Origin of the sequence: Paenibacillus sp. OSY-SE (assembly GCF_000283315.1) — a bacterium.
Classification (GTDB): Bacteria; Bacillota; Bacilli; order Paenibacillales; family Paenibacillaceae; genus Paenibacillus_B; species Paenibacillus_B profundus.
The window spans coordinates 177,893-198,941 of record NZ_ALKF01000201.1 but is presented as its reverse complement, the minus strand read 5'-3'; the positions used below and the strand labels follow the sequence as shown (position 1 = coordinate 198,941).

19 protein-coding genes are annotated in these 21,049 nt (G+C 51.3%); 12 read left to right on the top strand and 7 right to left on the bottom strand.

Annotated elements, in window-relative coordinates:
- Positions 1–156: 156 nt before the first annotated feature.
- Positions 157–1,623 carry an ABC transporter substrate-binding protein gene (locus tag A372_RS34870; protein WP_019424226.1) on the bottom strand — a complete coding sequence of 489 codons (1,467 nt, stop codon included), beginning with the start codon at positions 1,621–1,623 and terminating at the stop codon, positions 157–159.
- A 171-nt stretch (positions 1,624–1,794) separates the two neighbouring features.
- Here A372_RS34870 and A372_RS0127885 point away from each other — a divergent pair, with 171 nt between their 5' ends.
- On the top strand, positions 1,795–2,067 hold the full coding sequence (locus A372_RS0127885; RefSeq protein ID WP_019424225.1) for a hypothetical protein: 273 nt from the start codon (positions 1,795–1,797) through the stop codon (positions 2,065–2,067).
- A gap of 108 nt (positions 2,068–2,175) precedes the next feature.
- Here the strand turns inward: A372_RS0127885 and A372_RS0127880 are convergent, their stop codons facing one another.
- Positions 2,176–3,642: an ABC transporter substrate-binding protein gene (locus tag A372_RS0127880; protein WP_019424224.1), complete on the bottom strand. Its 1,467-nt coding sequence runs from the start codon at positions 3,640–3,642 to the stop codon at positions 2,176–2,178.
- 485 nt (positions 3,643–4,127) lie between these two features.
- Between A372_RS0127880 and A372_RS0127875 the strand changes: the two genes are divergently transcribed.
- Positions 4,128–4,826, top strand: coding sequence for a hypothetical protein (locus A372_RS0127875; protein ID WP_019424223.1), 699 nt, complete (start codon positions 4,128–4,130; stop codon positions 4,824–4,826).
- A 29-nt stretch (positions 4,827–4,855) separates the two neighbouring features.
- Here the strand turns inward: A372_RS0127875 and A372_RS35660 are convergent, their stop codons facing one another.
- Entirely contained in the window at positions 4,856–5,725 is an 870-nt protein-coding gene (locus tag A372_RS35660) for an AraC family transcriptional regulator (protein ID WP_019424222.1), read from the bottom strand.
- Positions 5,726–5,885: 160 nt separating this feature from the next.
- Here A372_RS35660 and A372_RS0127865 point away from each other — a divergent pair, with 160 nt between their 5' ends.
- From A372_RS0127865 to A372_RS0127855, 3 genes are read left to right on the top strand one after another with little or no spacing between them, the layout of a single operon-like run.
- Complete coding sequence (locus A372_RS0127865) at positions 5,886–6,794, top strand: ABC transporter permease subunit (protein ID WP_036705533.1); 909 nt, start codon at positions 5,886–5,888, stop codon at positions 6,792–6,794.
- A 13-nt stretch (positions 6,795–6,807) separates the two neighbouring features.
- Positions 6,808–7,713, top strand: coding sequence for an ABC transporter permease subunit (locus A372_RS0127860; RefSeq protein WP_019424220.1), 906 nt, complete (start codon positions 6,808–6,810; stop codon positions 7,711–7,713).
- Positions 7,714–7,766: 53 nt separating this feature from the next.
- A complete protein-coding gene (locus A372_RS0127855; protein WP_019424219.1) occupies positions 7,767–9,143 on the top strand; it encodes an extracellular solute-binding protein in 1,377 nt (458 codons plus the stop codon).
- Between the two features lie 135 nt (positions 9,144–9,278).
- On the opposite strand, the gene A372_RS0127850 is transcribed toward A372_RS0127855, so the two are convergent.
- The 4 genes from A372_RS0127850 to A372_RS0127835 all read right to left on the bottom strand — a co-directional run bounded on the left by A372_RS0127850 (position 9,279) and on the right by A372_RS0127835 (position 15,508).
- Positions 9,279–10,262 (bottom strand): phosphotransferase, encoded by a 984-nt coding sequence (locus A372_RS0127850; RefSeq protein ID WP_019424218.1) that lies wholly within the window; start codon positions 10,260–10,262, stop codon positions 9,279–9,281.
- Positions 10,263–10,412: 150 nt separating this feature from the next.
- Positions 10,413–12,746, bottom strand: a complete 2,334-nt coding sequence (locus tag A372_RS34860; RefSeq protein ID WP_019424217.1) for a glycosyl hydrolase — start codon at positions 12,744–12,746, stop codon at positions 10,413–10,415.
- A gap of 263 nt (positions 12,747–13,009) precedes the next feature.
- Complete coding sequence (gene pruA, locus A372_RS0127840; RefSeq protein ID WP_019424216.1) at positions 13,010–14,557, bottom strand: L-glutamate gamma-semialdehyde dehydrogenase; 1,548 nt, start codon at positions 14,555–14,557, stop codon at positions 13,010–13,012.
- 30 nt (positions 14,558–14,587) lie between these two features.
- Positions 14,588–15,508, bottom strand: a complete 921-nt coding sequence (locus A372_RS0127835; RefSeq protein WP_019424215.1) for a proline dehydrogenase family protein — start codon at positions 15,506–15,508, stop codon at positions 14,588–14,590.
- A 298-nt stretch (positions 15,509–15,806) separates the two neighbouring features.
- Here A372_RS0127835 and A372_RS0127830 point away from each other — a divergent pair, with 298 nt between their 5' ends.
- The 7 genes from A372_RS0127830 (at position 15,807) to A372_RS0127800 (ending at position 20,964) form a co-directional block, all read left to right on the top strand.
- On the top strand, positions 15,807–17,102 hold the full coding sequence (locus A372_RS0127830) for a sigma-54-dependent Fis family transcriptional regulator (protein WP_019424214.1): 1,296 nt from the start codon (positions 15,807–15,809) through the stop codon (positions 17,100–17,102).
- 87 nt (positions 17,103–17,189) lie between these two features.
- Complete coding sequence (locus A372_RS0127825) at positions 17,190–18,509, top strand: purine/pyrimidine permease (protein ID WP_019424213.1); 1,320 nt, start codon at positions 17,190–17,192, stop codon at positions 18,507–18,509.
- A 39-nt stretch (positions 18,510–18,548) separates the two neighbouring features.
- Positions 18,549–19,016, top strand: a complete 468-nt coding sequence (locus A372_RS0127820; protein WP_019424212.1) for a DinB family protein — start codon at positions 18,549–18,551, stop codon at positions 19,014–19,016.
- 52 nt (positions 19,017–19,068) lie between these two features.
- On the top strand, positions 19,069–19,233 hold the full coding sequence (locus A372_RS37710; protein ID WP_157259752.1) for a hypothetical protein: 165 nt from the start codon (positions 19,069–19,071) through the stop codon (positions 19,231–19,233).
- A gap of 9 nt (positions 19,234–19,242) precedes the next feature.
- On the top strand, positions 19,243–19,752 hold the full coding sequence (locus A372_RS0127810; RefSeq protein ID WP_019424210.1) for a GNAT family N-acetyltransferase: 510 nt from the start codon (positions 19,243–19,245) through the stop codon (positions 19,750–19,752).
- An 18-nt stretch (positions 19,753–19,770) separates the two neighbouring features.
- Positions 19,771–20,559, top strand: coding sequence for an APH(3') family aminoglycoside O-phosphotransferase (locus A372_RS0127805; protein WP_019424209.1), 789 nt, complete (start codon positions 19,771–19,773; stop codon positions 20,557–20,559).
- Positions 20,560–20,751: 192 nt separating this feature from the next.
- Positions 20,752–20,964 carry a hypothetical protein gene (locus A372_RS0127800; protein WP_019424208.1) on the top strand — a complete coding sequence of 71 codons (213 nt, stop codon included), beginning with the start codon at positions 20,752–20,754 and terminating at the stop codon, positions 20,962–20,964.
- Positions 20,965–21,049: the final 85 nt, after the last annotated feature.

Below are 21,049 nucleotides of genomic sequence, written 5' to 3'. Positions count from 1 at the left end.
TCTACCTCTCCATTCTTTTGTTCTGGCAATGATTGCCTGCCCTCCTCCTTATTACGTTTCTGGGAGCCATAATGTTACACTTTCGTTTCATGACTTCATTTCAACCCCAAAAATGCTCCGACCGGAATGCGGTGCGAAGCATTTTTTCGTATTCAATTAATCTCCATATACTGCCTTCTGTACAGCCTCATCTCCGAATATCGATTTGTTCGGATTCTTTTTAATCATTGGAAGCAATTGGTTCCCTTTTGTCTCCCATTGCTTCAGCATGTCGGCAGTCGTTAATTTGCCTTCTATCCTTTTTTTGAATAGTTCTTCGGCTGAGTTCTTAATAATCCATAAATTTCTATACTTCTGATGAAGCTTCTCTTCAGCGGGATTGCCTGGAGCCGGCTTCATTGCATAGAAGGACTGGATATTATAATTCATTCCTTCTTTCGGTTTAATAAATGATTTGCGAGTCACCAGCTCATAGGTAGAGCGGGATTTGATTTTTGCCCAATCCTCTCCGTTGATAAACTGTACGAATTGCCAAGCGTCATCCGGATTCTGCGCTTGCGTATTAATGGCCATAATGGAGTCGAAGCGCATGCCGCTGCTTATTCCTGGCGCTTCCGGATGGTGAGGAATGGTGACGACATCCCATTCGGGCATTTGATAGTTTTTGATTTTGCCTGCATTTTTGCTTATGTCGAACAATTCCGAAGTATAGCTGTAGTAGTTCATCATCATTGCGACTTTTCCTGACAAAAACAGATCGTGGTCCAGTGGATTGTAACGTCCCTCGCCGAGGCTGCCGCCGTTGTCATCATCTTTTCGGCCAGGCATTATATTATCTTGGGACAGCGTTGCAATTGTGTCGTATACCTTCTCCCACTGCGGCGTATTGATCGCCATCTTTTCAGCCTTGTCGTCATACGTGCGCAGCTGCAGCGGCCCGGCATAATCGGCAACGCCATAAAAAGCAGTCCCCCATCGATACTGGTCGAAGCTGAAGCCGTATGTCCGGTCTTTTCCCTCGCCATTGGCGACTCTGCGGGCCAACTCGAATGCTTCATCCCACGTCATGCTGTCGGTTGGCAGCTCGACTCCGGCTTTCTGGAACAACGTTTTATTGTAGTACAATGCTTTAGACGAAAAGGTCGGTGCCAATCCGTAAATATTGCCGTCTCCCATCATTTTGATGGTGTCCATAACGGAAGGAATGATGTCGCTCATATCGAAGCCATCCTTTTGGATTAGCGCATCCAATTGCTTGAACTGTCCATCCCGGACATATTGCTGAAATGAATCACTGTCCACGATGGCAACATCGACCGGATTGGCGCCGGTAAGCAGCTTTCGCATTTCCTCTGTCGGGTCGGGACCAGCCGAATCGGAATAGTTGTACTCGCTCGTATCGACGGCAGGAACGATTTCGATCGAAATGTTGCCGTTCATATATTCGAAGATGTCCGTATACTCTTGGCGTATGTGCTGCTCGTCTCCGCCGCCGTACAATACTCCGATGCGGAGCGTGCGCTCCTGCTCGTTCTGCTTCGCTTCCCCGCCGCATGCCGTCAAGAGCGGGATGAGCAGCATCATAGATAATGTCAGCAGCATCAGTTTGTTACGTTTCTTCATTCTTTTTCTACCTCTCCATTCTTTTGTTTTGGCAATGATTGCTTGTCCTTCTTCTTGTTACGTTTCTCGGAGGCATAATGGTGACACTTATTAGATGAGTGAGCGGCGCTTTTGGTTTTGCCTTTTTTCTTTTATAATGGAATTATGACTATAACGAGTGAGGGATCAGGTATGCAGTTCAATATCGTAAAGGCGAACATGAGTCAGCGCGAAGACGGCACCTATGCAGGACAAGTCGTCTTTACGCACGATCGTTTTTCATCTACGTACGAAATTACGTTTTTCAGCAAGAAAGGGAAAGAGTGGGACTATAGCTTGAACTTCACCGAACAATCCGGAAACGAAGAAGAAATGCTTGCGATGGATGAACTTCTCGAAGAGGATGACGATTTGTTCGAGCAGCTATTGGCGGCAGCCAAGCAGCAGATGAACCAGAATGCATAGGCCGCTTTAACACGGGTGGAATGTAAAAAAGACATGGAGCACTACGGCTCGATGTCTTTTTGATATACAGAATTTTGTATTGTGAATTTTTTATTTTTAAACCCTCCATTAATCCCCATATACCCCTTTCATGATATCATCGTCCTTGCCAATGGGGCCGTTCGGATTTTTCTTGATGGCCAACAGCAGGGCATTCCCTTTCGTCTCCCATTCTTTCAGCATTTCAGCTGTCGTCATTTTGCCTTTGATTACTTTGTCGAACAGCTCATAACCGGCGCTTTCAACGGTGTACAAATTATTGGCTTGGCGGCGAAGGTTTATTTCGACGGCATTATTGGGCGACGGCTTCATTGCATAGAAAGATTGGATGTTGAAGTTCAGCCCTTCCTTCGGCGTGATATACGATTTGCGGGATACCATCTCATGGCTGGAGCGGGATCTGATTTTTGCCCAATCCTCGCTGTTGATGAACTGTATGAATTTCCAGGCATCATCTGGATTTTGCGCCTCTGTATTGATGGCAGTTATGGTGTTGAAGCTCATGCCGCTGCTAATGCCTGGCGCTTCCGGATGATGCGGAACTGTGACGACATCCCATTCCGGCATATTGAGGCCTTTGATATTGCCTGCATGCTTGCTGGCATCTAACAGCTCCGAAGTATAGCCGTAATATCCGAGCATCATGGCCACTCTTCCAGACAAGAACAGGTCGTGGTTCAGCGGACTGTACTCGCCGCTGCTTTCCATATCGTCATTCTGGCCGGGCAGTACATGATCCTGGGACAGCTTCGCGAGCGTGCCGTATACATGTTCCCACTGCGGCGTATTGATTGTCATTCGCTCGGCCTTGTCGTCAAAAAGTCGCATCTGCAGCGGCTTCACGTAGTCCGACACGCTCCAGAATGCGTTGTCGCCTGGATACCTGTTGAAGCCGAAGCCGAATGTGCGGTCTTTCCCTTCGCCATTGGCGACCCTGCGCGCCAGATCGAATACTTCGTCCCACGTCATGTTGTCGTGCGGCGGCTCGACTCCAGCTTCTTTGAACAACGTTTTGTTGTAAAATAATGCATTTGACGAGAATGTTGGCGCCAGTCCGTAGATGTTTCCGTCCCCCATTGTCTTAATCGTGTCCAGGACGGAAGGAATAATATCTGAAGTATCGAAGTTGTCCTTTTGGATGAGCGGATCCAGTTGTTTTAAATTCCCATCGCGGACGATTTCCTGAAATGCGTCCGTATCGAGAATGACGACATCTACCGGATTGGCTCCAGTCATAAGCTTCTGCATTTCCCCTACAGGATCGGGGTTTTTGTCCCTCTCTGCCGGATCGGCATAGCGATATCCGCTCGTATCGACGGCGGGAACGATGTCGATGGAAATGCCGCCATTCGTATATTCGAAGATGTCGGTATATTGTTGGCGTATGTACTGCTCGTCTCCGCCACCGTATAATACTCCGATGCGGAGCACGCGCTCCTGTTCGTTCTGCTTGGATTCTCCGCTGCACCCAGCCACCAGCGGAACGAGCAGCATTAAGGATAGAGTCAACAGCAGCAGTTTGTTTCGTTTCTTCATTCTTTTTCAACCTCTCCAATCTGTCTCTACTTGTAATTCGCGCCTGTCCTCCTGCTTGTTATGATTGTCGCAGGGAGAATCTTACACTCATTAGATGAATAAGCTGCACATTTGGTTTTTAAGCTTTTTCCTTTATGCTGGAATTACGACTATAGCGAGCATGGGATAGACCGTTATATCATGAGTGGAACGCGAAAAAGTATGGTTGTGAGGATGGTGGAATATCGGTAACCGTAAGGGATGGGCTATTCACTTCAGTGAGGAGCGGTTGAGCTTGGCCGATCGGAGCTTCCATATTATGCTCATTATCTGAATAGTTGGGATAGTGGGTAAAAGGGTTAATAAGCGCACCCTCTATTTTCAGAATTTCTTATTTCCAGCAATCTCTATTACTATATGGTATAATACGGAAAATGTGTCGTTTAATCATAGTTATCGATATCGCTAGAATTTCATTTTCATTTTTTTCGCACAGGAGGTATCCCGTGGAAAAGATCATATCGCTCTGCATCTTTCTCTTGCTAAGCGTTGCTCTCATTTCACCGGTACAAGGAGCCGACCTTCTCCACCGCTTGACTCATCATGATCAGGAAACGCTCGTTATCGGCCGAATCACCGCTATGGACGACACCTCCCTGCAGGTTCACGTGATGTATATCGTATCGGGGATCCGCACGAGTCATATCATTACTGTCAACCAGACATGCTGTGATGCACAATGGGAACAGTTGGCTGTGCAGGATACGGCGTTGCTTTCACTGGATGAGGCGGATGAATCAGAGCACTCGTACGACACGAAGTGGGGCCTGTATCCGTTGGTAATCGAAGACGGCCAAGCCAGATTGACCGGTTCTGAATCCAATCCAGATTATAAGGCGCTCGAATACTACATAAATAGCGGTGGGACTCCGCTTGCCTTCCAATTTGAAAATGACGTCATTACCGGGAAATATGACAATGGAGCCGCCGTTCGAATCGCGCCAGAGATGGATGAAGCCGCGCTGCGGTATAGCCGGGATGGGGTACAGCAATTAATTAGGCCCAAATTAAATGATGATAATATCATACCGCTCGAATCGAAGGACACCCCAGATATGCTGTTCAAAGTGACTTGGAGCTTGGCCGTATTACTGGCTGTTGTAATTGCGCTAACGTATTTGATAAGAAGAAATCGCATGCTGTGAGCAGCAGCAGAGGAGCGTTGCTTATGGAATTACTGTCGCTGCGGCTTGTCCTTCTCGCGGTAGTGCAGCGGGGACAGCCCGACGATTTTTTTGAACAGTCTTGAAAAATAATACGTATCCTCGTAGCACAATCGCGCTGCGATTTGTTTTACCGAAGCCGGGCTATGCGTCAGAAGCAGCTTGGCTTCTTCCATTTTCAGACGGTGCCAGTAATCATGGAGAGCGCATCCGGTATACTGTCGGACCTTGCGCCGCAGCGTCGGAACGGACATATTCAAGTTGGCGGCAAGCACATTGTCGTCCATTGGCGTATAGACGGCTTGGCTTACTGCATCTAGGATGGCCGCTTTGTCGGATGAAGGAAGGGGAGAGGCCGAACCATTATCACAGTGGAGCGACATGTCGAACAGCATGAACTCGAACAAGAGAGCCGCCCGTTCGGCGAACGCGGGGGATGCGGATTCCAGCATGCCGTTGATTTGTTCAAGCTGCCGCCGCCATGCTCCGTCCGGTTCCACTAGCCAAATCCGATCCGCCGTCCCCCCGAAATAGCCGCAGATCTCCTGCCCTCTTTCCCCTGAGAACAGCACATAGGCAAGCTCCCACCCTGTCCCGCCAGACGGATTAAGGTCGAATACTTCTCCTGGGGGGATTAGAAAGCACGACCCCGGATGCACCGGCCGATCCGTGCCACTCCCGTATCGGTAGCTGCCCGTTCCACGTTCTACTATCAAGAATATCCAACACGCGCTCGTTAACTGCTCATATTTGCCATCGTTATGCCGGATCCGTCCGCATTCCAGCAGAGACAAAGACTGAATGCGGCGGGATGAGCCGTCTGTAAATGCAGAAACACGTGATTGAGCCTCCCGGATTATATAATCCATGAAATTGAACATAATGGTCATTTCACCTCGCCCAGGAACAACCTATAATTCTTTGTATCCGCTTACATGATTAACGAAAGCTGTTACCTCTCAGGCCCGTGAAATGAGAGGTAACAATCTGCCGTTGAATTGAACTTAAGGTGGTGATGATTTGTCAGCCAACGTGAACGCCATGTCCGGCCGCAAGCAGATCCGGAAGAGAAGATGGACACGCAACGATCGCATCGGTTTTTTGTTCGCCACGCCGATGCTGCTTGGCATTATCAGCTTCTCGATCTACCCGATTGCCGCGGCGTTGTTCATGAGCTTCCAACAGACAAACGGAATTATGGGCCATTGGGTCGGTCTGCACAACTACAGCATCGTCTTGTCCGACTCTGTGTTCTGGCGGTCTCTATACAACACGATGTTCATGGGGGTCTTGTCCGTCGTATCGGGCATCGTCGTCTCCTTCGTGTTGGCGAGTCTGATTAACAGCTTGCCATGGACATTCGGCAGAAACTTCTTCAAAAGTGTCTACTTTCTCCCGAATGTCGTCTCCGCCGTAGCGACCAGCATTCTGTTCTCCTTCCTGTTCTACCCCGGGGAAGAAGGTTTGCTTAACTTCCTGCTCGGTCAAATTGGGCTCGGACCGGTCGGCTGGTTCACCGATCCGACATTCTCGCGCTTCAGCATCGTGCTTATGAGCATGTGGGGGGCGCTCGGCTACAATACGATCATTTTTCTGGCCGCCTTGCAGAGCGTGCCGCGAGATTTGTACGAGGCGGCGGAGGTGGACGGCGCGAACGGGATTCGCAAGTGGCGTTATATTACCATTCCGTATTTGCGCCCGGTATTTCTGTTCATGGTAGTGATGGGCACGATTGGCGGCATGAAGCGTTTCACCGATGTATGGCTCATCGGCGGAACGGCTGGCAATCCCGATGGCACGCTGCTCACCTCGGTTCTGTACATTTATCGAACGGCCTTCATCGGGCATCAGATGGGACTGGCGACAGCCGCATCGTACCTGCTGTTTATCGTAATCCTGATTTTGACGGTGCTCATTCTGCGCACGAACCGCCGTCATGACATCGATTAGAGGAGGCCACGGGATGGCAGAACACAATTCCTGGAACGCGAATAAGCCTGTCCGACCGGGGCGGTCCCCGCGTCTTCCTTCGAAGCAGCGCAATCAGCGCATGGGCCGTATATTCCTTGTGACCGTCCTTTCATTGGGATCGCTCGTCATGATCGTCCCTTTTTTATGGATGCTCATCACTAGCTTCGATTGGGGCGCCCGGCTGAACATTCCATTTCCGCCGCGGCTATTCCCGAGACAATTCTCCATTCGCACGTACGAAGTTGCGTTTCTTAATATCGATATGCTGAAATACATTTTGAATTCCATCATCGTCGCCGTCGGCGTCATCATCGTCAGCTTGCTATCCGCACTATTGTCTGGCTACGCATTGTCTAAGATTCGGTTTAGAGGTGCCGGTGTCGTCTTGGTCGTGGCGCTCAGCACGATGATGATACCGTTCGAAATGACGATGATTCCGCAATATCTGTTGTTTGACAAGCTGCGCCTGCTCGATTCCTATTGGGCGTTCTATTTGCCGGCATTGAACTATGCATTCGGAACGTTTCTCGCGAAGCAGTTCATCGACCAGTTGCCTAATACGCTGCGCGAAGCGGCCATTATCGACGGAGCAAGGGAAGGTACCGTGTTTTGGCGGGTTTATTTTCCACTTTGTACGCCCATTGTGGCAACGATTATTATTTTGCAGTTTTTGGGAGTATGGAATGACTTGCTGTGGCCTTTGCTCGTCTTGAGCGACGCGGGAAAGTACACCATTCAGCTCGGGTTGGCAATGTTCACATACAATCAAGGTCTGAACCGGATGCCGGCTATCATCATGGCTGCGACGACGGTAAGCTTGCTTCCGGTGCTCGTGCTGTACTTGTTCCTACAGCGATATATCGTGGAAAGCATCGCTTTATCGGGCATCAAGCAATAATGCGAGGAAATACGGTCTTGTATGATGCAGGTGATGAACGGAGGGGAATCGGTATGAAAAAATCGGTATGGCTTTATCTCTTCATGTCCATGGCTCTACTCGTCAGTGCGTGTTCAGGCGGCGCAACTTCTGGCGGCGGCGGAGACCGGAATATTGAAAAGGTATCGGACATCACGGGCACGGTTCGCGTTGCGGTTGCGGGCTGGGCGATGGAAAATGGCGTCGATACGTTGACCGGACGCAAGACGATCGGCTTCAGTCCATATGTTCAAGACACATTTAAGAAGATGTACCCGAACATCGAGTTGAAGGTGACGCAGATTCCGTGGGAGAATGCGATGGCGAAGCAGAAAGCGATGCTGCTCTCGAAGGACGTCGATCTGATATATACCGGCGGAGCCTATGCGAATCAGTTTTACCAGCAGGGGCTGATTCAGGATATCGATGACCTCATCGCGAACGACAAATCGTTCGATCCGGGCATTTATTTGGAAGGTGCCTTCAAGTACTCCTTCAGCGTGCGCTCCTTAGATGGGACGAAGCAATTCGGCATTCCGATCATTCTTGGCAAACGGATGGTCGTCTATGACAAGCAGATGTTCGAGGAATGGGGCGTCGAGCCGCTGTCCGCGAATCCGACTCCAGAAGAAATATTGGAGAAGGCCAAAAAGATGACGGGCAAAAATCCAAAGACAGGCAAGCAGAACTATGGTCTCTGGTTCAGCGGCAACAGCTTGAATCAATCGACCTTTGTGGCGCTGTCCTACGCGTATAACGTCAATGGTGTGGAAGGCAGCCTCAATGATTTGAAAAGTTTGAAATGGAATCTGAATACGCCTGAGATGACGAAAGTGCTGGACTGGTTCAAGGAAGCCGCGCCGCTGGCGCCGAAAGCATTCATCAACGGGCAGGGAGCGGAGAACTTCGGCATGGAGGAGAATAACATCGCGATTGCCATCGATTCGAGCGGCGGGGCGGCGTTCAACGAATTCCGGAGCTCGGGCAGCGCCGATCTGGTCGAACGCTTCGTGCCTGTGTTGAATATGGGGCCAAATGGGGAAGGCTGGGTTGCCGTCGACCCGATTGTCATGGCGAAGGAGGTGAAGGATGAGAAGGCGGCATGGGAAGTGATGAAGTTTTTGACGAGCTACGAGACGCAAAAGTATTTTTACGAAAATTCCTTGGCTACGCCAACGCTGAAGAAGGCCGATTTCGTGGATGAAAAGGATATCTATACGGCCAAGGCGATGGAGCTGGCGGATATCGCGCGCAAAAATTTACTCGACGAGGCGAATCCGTTCTACAATACGCGCATGGTGCCGGTCATCAACGGGTTCATCAGCCAAGCGGCGAATGGCAACCCGACCGATATCGGCAAAACATTGTCAGACCTGCAGAACGATGCGGAGAAATGGTCGGCGGAGCAGTAAAGCCTAAGCCTTGCCTGAAAAGCCTGGCAAAGTTAACTGTTTATACGATGAACTTCTAGTTCAATGGGGTGTACGATCTCTGACGATGGGATCGTGCGCCTTTTTATGTTCCATGTGCGGTTAGGGTATACGCAGCTATATGTCTCCCAATATTAACGGAAGCTGCTCGTTGTTATGGGCTAACCACAGCATTTCCTCCGCAAATCGGGTCTGAACGGCATTATGCTTCTCCATATTGGCGCTGATCCACCATATGCTCTCCAAATACCAAAGCAAGCGCAATGCGCGGACTAACGATCCGGAAGGAAAATCAGCCTCCGTCCGATAACCTTCAAGAAATGCCGAGGCAAGCTCTTGGTGAAAATGTCCATGATGCAATACGCATGACAATATGGCCCGCGCCACATCGATCTCAGGATACTCAAAGTGGAGCCGATCAAAATCGAGAACCGCCGACACCCGATCTTTGTGAAATAGCAGGTTATCCACCCATAGATCACGATGGGCCCAACCTGTTTTACACTCGGAAAAAGCGTCAAGGTCCAACGTTTCTGTTACGTTCATTTGCAATTCGATGTTGGCTGCTATTTGCCTGTTATTACTGTGCTGCGCCTCCACGAGCGCATTCTGCCAATGCAGTATTCTTTCCTTCCGTTCAGGAGGAACAAATTGCGGCTCGCTTTCCATGCCAAGTGTCCCATCATTCAAGACTCGATGGATTTTACCAGTAACACAGCCGAGATCAACCATTTGCTGTCGGTTGAAATGGCCTGGTTTAACGATTTCTCCGGTGGAGTAATCCATGATGATGAAATGTTCGTTCGCAGAGGAAGCGTGAAGAAGCCGCCCCTTATCGGCCATCAATTTGGGACACGGAATGCCTGCTTCATGCAGCCTTTGCTGCTGCTGCAATGCACGAGTAAGCACCTCAACATTTTTGAATCGGTTCGAATGGTATTTCTTTAACACGAATTCCCCTTGCTCCGTTGTGATTTTCCATTTTAAATTGAGCCAACCGCGAGCGATTGGCTGCCAAGACTCGATTTGCAAGCCGAATAACGGCTTAGAGATGTCTGCTAATTCGATTAACAGAGGATCAATTTGCTTTCGTTGCTCCATGGCTTCTTATCCCTTTCTTGGACGCTATCGGTTTAGCCTTCTTATTTTCGACATTGGGAATATACATTCCTGCAAAAAAGAGGCACCCCGATAGGGTGCTGCATGGGGGTGCCTTATGAGTGAACACATGACTTGCAATCAGAAGCTGTCTTATTCCTTATGAACGGGAATGGGCAGGATGTGAACATCGCCGTCATCGGGTTCTGGGCGGACGATATCGATGCTGCCATTTCCGACGGAGGCGATGCCGAAGGCTGATGGCTCAGCCTTCACCTGTGTGCCGTCAGAGAATGTGACGGTTTTGGCCCGGTTCGTCATGTTGTAGACGGCATACGTCCTTGCTCCGTCTTTATTAAATACGGCGTAGAGCGGATAGTCGGCGCTCACCGCCGGATCGGCATGCCCCAGCACATTCAAGCTGCGAATCCAATAATAGGCGTTCGCCTTGGAATTGCCTGCCTCCGGTGTCATGGCCTCGGCATGAGCATCAAATAACGCTGCTGCTTCCTCGGGATCGGAGGCTGCGCGGTACATATAGACGATGTCTGCCCAGAGATTGAAGCTTATGCTTCCGTTCTCCGCCAACAGCGCCGCATAGTTCCTGTCGGCGTAATCCGGACGGTGCGTCAGATAGAGAGAAGCCGCGGTGATGGGCAGCCAGCTCATGCCGTACGATTGCTCCGGTCGGTCCGACCACCCGCTGCTCGCCGTCTTGCCGCCCCACACCATACTGGCGGTGGTGCGGGAGAAATCTTGCCGCTGCTTCGTCTCGTAGGCATCGAACCAATACTCACTAATCGCATTCATTTCCGTCGTGTACATATAAATGCCCAAGTCGCGTATCCGGGTATCACCTGTCGCTTCTCCCCACAAAATAAGCCCCGACCATGCGTTCATCGCTTCAGAAGGCGATCCGTTGTAATTGCCGTCGGCGAACTGGCCGCGGCCCGATTGCCACGAGTGCCCGGCATACGGATCGAAGCCGCGCAGGAACGGAAAGCGCGTGTCGTTGCGGTCCGCATTGGCGATATCTTGAATGAGCAGCTTGACCATCTTGCCCCATTCGTCGTCGCTGGCCCAATCTAGATCGATGCGCGCGATTTCAGCCGCTGCCCGGATAAAGTAGCCATATTGCACATGATGGTCGTTCAATTCCGTGTCGGAGCCGTTCTCCGCTGGATAGCCGATTAGGGCGCCCCATCGTTCATTATAATAGAACAGATTGGAACGTTTGAGACGCTCTGTGTCGTCACTCGCTTTCAGCCAATCCTGCAGAATGCCCTTCATGTCAGAGCGGAACTGCTGCGCGGCTGCGGCATCACCGACTTGTTCGGCTATCGGCGCGAGAGCGGCCAGCTTGCCCAGACGTTTGCCGGTCTGATGCGTGCCGGACGCACCCGAATAGGATTCGGCCTGCGCCTCATCCACATATCCTTGCAGTGCAGCGCGTTCATCCACACTAAGCTTGAATGGAAGCGAAGGGAGCACGCCCGTGAACTTCATTGCGGTGCGCAAGCTGTTCCCGGCCCCGGTCTTCATCACCCCGCGGACGCTGTCGTATTCGTAAGGCAGCAGTGCAGCATCGGTATGCTTCCATTGATGCGGATACAATGCGAAGATAGTGCCCTGCTCGGCACCTTCCTTCACCGACGTCGTCCACGTGTAGGTCGTCTGGACCTCGCTTCTATCCGCATTATATGACCAAGCCACCTTCGTATCTGTGACATGGGCGTATGCATAGCGGCGGAACTGCTCCAGCGTATCCGGACGATTGTCTGGCAGCGCGGCGATGGCGAAGTATGATTTCCCGTTCAGGCGATTCGTCAGCGTGTCCGTGCCAATGCCGTCCCATGTGCCTCCGGAAGGTCCGAATAGCCCGTAATGCGCGCCGTCGATTGTAATGCCGAGCACGGAAGCTTGCTCATCACCCGACCATATAGTCGGGGAGGCGGTGAAGGAGAGCTGTGGGCTGCCGCCATGAAACGTGAAGTACACATAGGGGGAACCAAGTCCGTATGAGGCATTCATGGATCGGCTTCCGGCTTCGTAGCGCGCATTGACGAACCAATCGCTGTAACCGTCTACTGAGGCTGCTGTGAATGAAGAGGCGCCTGTATGGCCTACGGTGAAGTCGGGTGTGTCGCTCATCGTGCCGCAAATGCAGGCGGGATGTGCGGCAATGCGCGGGCCGGGAGCATAAACGCTCATTCCGTTCGCTTCATTCTTGACTGCAAGCGGGTGAGGATATTGGGCCTCGGAGTATGTATTCCATGCCAAGCTGCTCCACCAGCGGTTCGTTGGCATGGCACCGGAAATCCGGCCAGCCCGGTATAGGCCTGTCTGCGCGTTTTTGGTTCCGTTAGGCGGCAGCGTAGAATAGGAGCCTGAACCGAGCCGCTGTTCTCCCGAGAACGCGGATAGGGGCACAGATGTCAACAAGACAAGGCATGCTGCAAGCATAAGGGCGAAGCCCTTTGTTTTCATAAGTTCCCTCCTTTGTTTGGCGATAATATGCAATCGTTCGACAGCCTGCATAGATAGGGTTGGTGCTTGTTTTGCATGTGGGAAATTATGATCCAGTATATGCTTTCTTTAGCGGCATTCAGACCTGTCCGAGCGGAAGGGCGGCAAACATGGTCCAGTGGTATCCGGGGCTGTTCGATAGAGGCGGGCATGAGAAAAACCTGCACGGCAAAGATGCTGCCGTGCAGGTGAGAGTACCGTTCATAAGAGATAGAAAGAGTTCGTTACCATTTCTCTGATACGAGCTTCGCTTGCGTGAACAGAAGCAAGTAATCGCGTCCGCCCGCCTTGGAGTCCGTACCAGACATATTGAAGCCGCCGAATGGATGCACACCAACCAGTGCGCCCGTACATTTGCGGTTGAAGTATAGGTTGCCGCAATGCATGCGTTGTCTGGCGTACTCCAGGTGTTCGCGGCTATGGCTGAACACTGCGCCGGTCAAGCCATATTCCGTATTGTTGAAAATATCAATGGCCTGCTTGAAATCGTTAGCCTTGCATATGGCAAGCACCGGACCAAAGATTTCTTCCAGCATGACGCGCGAGGTCGGTTCGACATCGGCGAAGACGGTCGGCTGAATATAATAGCCATTGCCTTCCGCAATGTCTCCACCGGCGACTAGGCGGCCTTCCGTTTTGCCGACTTCGAGATATTCTCGAATCTTGCCGTATGCATTCGCATCGATGACCGGACCGATGGCGAAGTTCTCATCGGCTGGACCTACGGTAAGCTGCTTTGTCTTCGCAATGACGAGCTCCAGCACCTCGTCGTACACCGCTTGATGAACGATTGCGCGCGAGCCTGCACTGCATTTCTGCCCTTGGAAGCCGAAGGCTGACTGGACGATTGCGGTTGCGGCTTCATCCAGGTTCGCCGACTGGTCGACGACGATGCCGTCCTTGCCACCCATTTCCGCAATAAGACGTTTGATCCAGATCTGCCCCTTCGCAGGCTTCGCGATGCGTTCATTGATGCGTAGTCCGACATCGCGTGAACCGGTGAAGGATACGAACCGTGTCCGCGGGTGATCGACGATGAAGTCGCCAATTTCACCGCCGGAGCCCGGCACGAAGTTGAGTACGCCCGCAGGCAGTCCGACTTCCTCCATCAGTTCAACGAATTTCGCTGCGATGACCGGAGCAGTGGAGGCTGGCTTCAGCACGACTGTATTGCCGGATACGATGGCTGCGCATGTCATGCCGGCCATGATGGCGAGCGGGAAATTCCACGGCGGAATAACAACGCCGACGCCGAGCGGAATATAGGTAAGCCGGTTATCCTCTCCCGGAAGCGGCGTCAACGGCTGCGGACCGCTCAGGCGAATCATTTCACGGCCGTAGAATTCCAGGAAATCGATCGCTTCGGCTACGTCTGCATCCGCTTCGGCCCAGTTCTTGCCCGCTTCGTATACGAGCCATGCCGCGTAATCGAATTTACGGCGGCGCATGATGGCAGATGCCTTGAACAGGTAGCCTGCGCGTTCGTCAGGGCTAACATACTGCCATTGCTGGAAAGCGGCATCCGCCGAGGCAATCGCTTGATCGGCCAGCGTCGAATCAGCCTGCGCCATCAACCCGACGACCTGATCGGTGTTGCCGGGGTTAATCGACGTGCCGAGCTTCTCTGTCGTTATTTTCTCTCCATTAATCGTAAGTGGATAAGTACGGCCAAGTTGTTCTCCGATCCGCTCCAACGATTGTTGCATCGCTTTGCGGTTTGCCTCCTGCGAGAAATCAGTGAACGGTTCATTGCGGTATTCTACCATAGTCATAATTGCGCCTCCTTCAAATGATTGGATGATTTATGATTTAAACATGGACTTCACGACAAATCCGACGTTGGCCGGACGTTCTGCCAGTCTGCGCATGAAATAACCATACCAGTCGTCACCATATGGGACATACACGCGCATCGTGTAGCCTTCATCTGCCAGCTGCTGTTGTGCCTGAGTGCGAATACCGTATAGCATTTGGAATTCAAATTGTGAGAGAGGAATGTTGTTTGCTTTTACAAAGGTCTTGACGGAGTTGATGATGTTATCGTCGTGGGTGGCAATGGCTGCGTAATCTCCGTTCTTGAGATGCTGTTCAATGATCCGGATGTAATTATTGTCGACGTCTTCCTTCTTCGGGAAGGCGACTTCGGGCGGTTCCTTGTAAGCGCCTTTCACCAGTCTTAAATTCGGCTGGTACCGGTGCAGCTTGATGATGTCCTCCTCGCTCTTATACAAGTACGCTTGAATGACAAGACCAATCGTGCTGCCGAACTCTTCGCGGAGCTGGCAGAACAGCTCGATAGAGGCTTCGTTATGCGCGTAATCCTCCATATCGATACGCACAAAATTATCGTAGCGTGATGCGGCCTCGAGAATGGAGCGCATGTTGCTCAGGCATAGGTCGCGCGAAATGTCCAAGCCGAGTTGTGTCAGCTTGAGTGAAAGATTGGCCTTGACTCCACTAGCAGCAATTTCGTCCAGAGTGCGTATGCAGTATTGCATGGATTCTACCGCTTCGTTCGTCGTCGAAATGAATTCACCCAAATGATCCAAGGTCACGACAATGCCTCTATCGTTCAGTTCTCGCACCGCTGTAATCGCTTCCGAAATTTGCTCTCCGGCAACGAACCGCTTCGCGCCGAACCGCAACCCGTATTTCTTGGCGGTGCGATTGGCCGTCCTATTCTTCGAAAGAAATAGAAATGCATTTCTCATCAGACTTTCCATGTCCGAAATGCTCCTCCCGCGAACAAAAGTGTTCAAAAAATATACACATATTCTATTTGTGATTAATTATAATCATATAAATTTGGAATTGTAAACACATTTTTTAGAATGATATGGAAATCGGGCGTTATCATGCCAGCAGCCCTACTGTCTTTTTCGTTGCATTTTCAGAAGCGGTTTGCCATAATTTAAGAAAATATTAGAAGTGTATGTTCAAAAAGTGAACTTTTCAGCACCGGGAAATATTGTGCTCGAGAGGGCGCTTGTTGAACAGCCTCTAGAAAAATCGGTGGTTCGAATGATTCTACTACAAGAGATGCAAGCATTTCTCGAATGTTTGCTGCAGACGACGAACGATGCGGTCTCTATCATTGATACAGAGGGGAACGTCATCTATTGGAATCCAGCAGCAGAGAAAACATACGGAATTGACAGTGGAGAGATTATTGGCAAAAAAATCGGTGATTTCTTTCAGAGGGAATCCATTATGCTCTTTCAAGTCATGGAAGGCGGCCGAGCGGTCCGCCAGGTGTACCATGAGCCGCGGCCGGGCATGCACGTCATGATCAATGCGGCGCCGGTGTTGAGTACGGATAACACGCTTATCGGCGCTATTTCGATCGAGCGCGACGTGACGCAATACGTGAAGCTGAGCGCCGAGATGTATAGCAACCCAGGGGAACGGGAGCTATCTCCCGAGGTGTTCTCGTTCAAGCCGGAAGATTGGAAGCATCTCACGGCAGCAGGACGGATGGCGACTCCGCTGCTCCTTATGGGAGAGCCGGGCGTCGGCAAGAAATCGCTCGCCGAATGGCTGCATCGGCACAACGAGTGCGAGGGGAATTTCGTGTCGGTCAGTTGCAGCGCCGTTCCGAGCGGCTTGCTTGAAGCAGAGTTGTTCGGCTACAACGGGGATGAGGAGCGTGCCGGGAAGCTGGACCTAGCACAGCAGGGAAGCATCTATTTGAAGGATATTCACGTGCTGCCGAAGCGGCTGCAGGAGAAGCTGGCGAATGCGATGCATGATCGGCGCTACTATCGCTCAGGCGGCTCGGCGCCGGTGCCGCTCCAATGCCGAATTGTAGCTTCCGTAGCGGAAGAGGCTTCAAGGGAGCAGCATGCGGGGCTCGTTGAGGAGCTATATTATTCATTCCAGATTCAGCATCTCTTGCCGCTGCGGGAACGAACGCAAGATCTTCCTGAGTTGTGCCGTCTGTTCTTGGCTGCGGCGTCTGACAAAGCGGGAATCCCAGTTCCCGTCCTGGGCTCTGATGCGTTGGCCGCCTTGACTGCATTTGATTGGCCTGGCAACCTGCCTCAGTTGGGCAATGCGATGGCTTATGCCGTCATTGCCGTGCAGGATAAGGGCGAGATTACGGCACGGGAACTTCCCGATTATGCGCGTCTCATGACGTTGACGGATTTGACGCAGCCCGAGCTGCCATTGAGCGCCCATTCAGAGGAGATGGAACGTGCGCTTATCTGCGAGACGCTTCAGCGGACGAAGGGAAACAAGGCGAAGGCCGCTCGCCAGCTCGGTATTTCCCGCGGTGCGTTATACTATAAAATGAAGCAGTACGGGCTGGATTCATAACCTTCACGGTGCTGAAATTGTCCTACTTGAACACGCACTTAGGCATAGCTTCATACCATTTTATGTAGAACACAGGTGATAGACATCATGAAATTGTTTTTTTCATCGTTTCAGTGGGTCGTTTTTATTTTGGCAGGAAGCTTGGTGGCTCCGCTGGCGGTAGGCCATGCATTCGGTTTTGCCCCAGAGGAGATTTCAAGCTTCATGCAGCGCACCTTTTTGCTGATTGGAGTGTCTGGTTTGCTGCAGACCTTGTTCGGCCACCGGTTTCCGATTATGGAGAATCCGGCAGGCTTGTGGTGGGGCGTGTTTTCCGTCTATGCGGGTCTTATCGCTTCCGGTACTTTAGGACTGGACGCCGGATTGAAGCAGCTGGAGATGGGGATGTTCCTCGCGGGCATTATTTTCGTCGTCATCGCTTTGCTGCGTTGCACAGAGGCCATCACGAAGCTGTTCACTCCATTGGTCGTCGGAACCTACTTGCTGCTGCTCGTCGCGCAGCTGAGCGGTTCATTCATGAAAGGGATGATGGGGATCGGTTATTTGTCCTCCGATCAGATCAATCTACGGGTAGCGATTCCCGCGCTCATTACTCTCGTCATATCGATGCTCTTGCCGCGCAGCTCCCGGCCATTTCTCCGCAACTATTCGGTTCTCATCAGCCTATGCATCGGCTGGCTGCTGTTTCTCGCGCTTGGAGTGACCGAGCCGCCCGCATCTTCGCGGACGTGGTTCGCCGCTCCGCAGCCATTCGCTTGGGGCATGCCCGAATTCGACGTTGGCATCGGGGTGACGGCGGTCTTTATCAGCTTGCTGCTTATCACGAACATGATGACCAGCATCCGGGTCATGGAAGGCGTCATGAAGGACGCAGGGAAGCAGCAGCAGCCGATCGCTTATAATCGCACGATGCTTATTATGGGCGCCAATACGACGTTGGGCGGAATCTTTTCCGCCATGGGCTGCGTGCCGATTTCGGGTACGGCCGGATTTGTAATGGCTACGCGGATCTATCAGCGGCTACCATTTATTATTGCTAGTATTTTTATGATGGCAATCAGCTTTTTTCCCGCGTTGACAGCCTTTTTCTCCTCGATTCCGATGCCTGTCGGGTATGCGACTATTTTTATTCCGTTCGCTTCCATGATAGGGATCGGCTTGAAGGAATTTCAGGCAGTGCCAATGGATGACCGGAACCGGTTCATTGTCGGCGTATCGCTCATGATCGGCATCGGGTGCATGTTCATTCCTGCTTCAGCGGTAGGCGAGCTTCCCGGTATGCTCAAGACGTTGGCGAACAACGGCATAATACTGGGAATGGTGTTGTGCATCGCTATGGAGCAAGGCAGCCGTCTCCTCGATAAGAGAAAGGAAAATCGGACGGAAAAGGCATCAAAAACGGTGTAACGTTTCATTTATTTAAGACCTCCATGAGGAGATGATTAGTTGAGCCAGCTAGTAGATACCGTGTTTCACCAATTGGATATTGCCATTCGTTCGGTCCATCACATGATGGACCAGTTGACGGAGGAGGATCTCACGAAGCAGCCGATTCCAGATAAACGTTCGATTCAAGAGATGGTGTCCCATATCGCCCTTATTTGCCAAGCGGACTGGCTTATTATGAACGAGGCGACGCAGGAGCAGATGGATGAGTTCTACCGCCTTCATACCCCTAATACACTGGAGGAAATGAAGAAGGCGCTGCGCGGGCATCATGAAGATTTAGTCCAAGCCTTTTCAGGCTTTACGCTCGAAGAGTTGCTGGAAACGAAGACATCCTATTGGGGTGTAACGTATACTCGATATGAATGGCTGCTCGAAGTGCTGTGCCACGTTGTCCATCATCGGGGGCAGCTATATACGCTGCTGTGCGAGCATGTGGTAACACCTAAGGTCGTGCTGTTCGAGTAAGATCAGATAACCGGGAGGGTGTCCCGGCGATGACGCGGCGGGATTGTTATATGTGCCTCTGAACCGATGGGATATCCTGCAGCAAAGCGCTTCCTTGGTGGAAGCGACCGAAAAAGGGTGCGATTTCATCGAGGCTTACCCGCTAGAAAAGACGTTGAAGCTATTCGTCCCAGAGGATGAAACACTGCGGACCGTTGTGCAAACTCTAATGAAATGAGATGATGTCATGACTGCAGAAGTGGAATTGAAGGAGCTGACGATTCAAGACGGCGCGGACATCTACGACATGCTGCAGGAGATCGGGCCGGGAGAGAGTGGATTTGCCAATAGCGGATATGGTGTGCCTGCCGATCGTTTCCGGGCATATTTGAAAAAATATTGGCGAATGTCCCACGGCATTAATCTTCCGCCCCAATATGTGCCGCAAACGATATACTGGCTATATGTGAACGGCAGACCTGTCGGATACGGCAAGCTGCGGAAATATTTGAACGATTCTTTGCTGGAAAGGGGAGGGCACATCGGATATGTCATCCGGCCTTCCGCACGCGGCAACGGATATGGCACCTTGTTGCTTGGAGAGCTTGTAGGCAAAGCCCGAGAGAAGGGGCTCCTTGAAGTATTAGTTACGGTTGACGAGGATAATGTTCGTTCGAGAAAGGTAGCAGAGGCGAACGGAGGCCAGTTGGCCGAACTGAAGGAAGGAATTTGCAAGTATTGGATACGCAATTCGTAGAATAGGAGTGTCCCGGATATGATGAAAGAGATCGCATTTCCTGATGCGCTGCTGGAGCATATAGGCGAGAATGACTGGGTGCAAGACAGCATCGGCATGTCGGGCGCACGTGTGTTTCAAGTGCAGACGCCTGCTGCTGAAGCCGCCTATTTGAAAGTGGCCCCCAGCGGTTGGGAGACAACGCTCGCATCGGAGAAACGCGCGCTGGAATGGCTGCAAGGCAAGCTGCAGGTGCCAGAGTTGCTCTATTACGAAGAAACGAACGGCTATGACTTCTTGCTCATGTCTGTGGTTGAAGGTGACATGTGCTGCTCTCCGGCTCAGCTGTCCCGACCAGAAAATACGGCGCGTTTGCTTGGAGCGGGATTGGCGCTCTTCCATCGGGTCGATACACAGGAATGCCCGATAGATAATCGGTTGGATCGCAAGCTGGCGGAAGCCGAGAAACGGCTTCTGGCGGGACTCGTCGATGAAGAGGATTTCAATGAGGACAATCTGGGCAAGTCGGCAGCAGAATTGTATCAACAGCTCGTTCAAGAACGTCCGAACGCAGAAGATATCGTGTTCACGCATGGAGACTACTGTCTGCCGAATATTTTACTGCGTCAAGGAAAGATTAGCGGCTTCATCGATTTGGGCCGATGCGGATTGGCGGATCGATACCAAGATATTGGCATTGCGATACGCAGTATGATGCATAACTTCGGAACGGATAAGTATAGGCAGCCGTTTCTGGAAGGATACGGAATTGAAGCGGTGGATGAAGACAAGGTGAATTACTATATTTTGCTGGATGAAATGTTTTAAATTGTTTTGACCGAAGGGGGAGATGGCATTGAATGTACATATCCATCAAGAACCGTCAAGCTGGGGTGTGAATACGAGCCATCGCTTCATAACATGCGGCTCCGACTCTTTGGTCGTGCTGTTTCCGGGAAAACAATATTCATGTGAGCTACCCGTCCTATACTAACGCCTATACAAGATGCGATTCCTTACATGCTTCACTCTTCTGGCAGTGTCATTTACGGTTCGAAGGATCCGTTGTTCGGTGAAGAAGAACACCGCCAGATTATGGTCAACGACCAGTTGCAGATTACCGTCATTCCGGATGCTGATCATGCGATGGAAGCCAGCGGCACGTGTAAATCGCTCGACATCATATCTCGTATCGCCAAGCTCTATTCAGACGCGTTGAAAAGAAAGGCGTAATAACCCAGCATAGAAACAACAGTCAGCCCTGTTCCGCTTGGAATGGGGTTGTGTTGCGTTGAAAATGTTGTTAATCTTTTCCTCT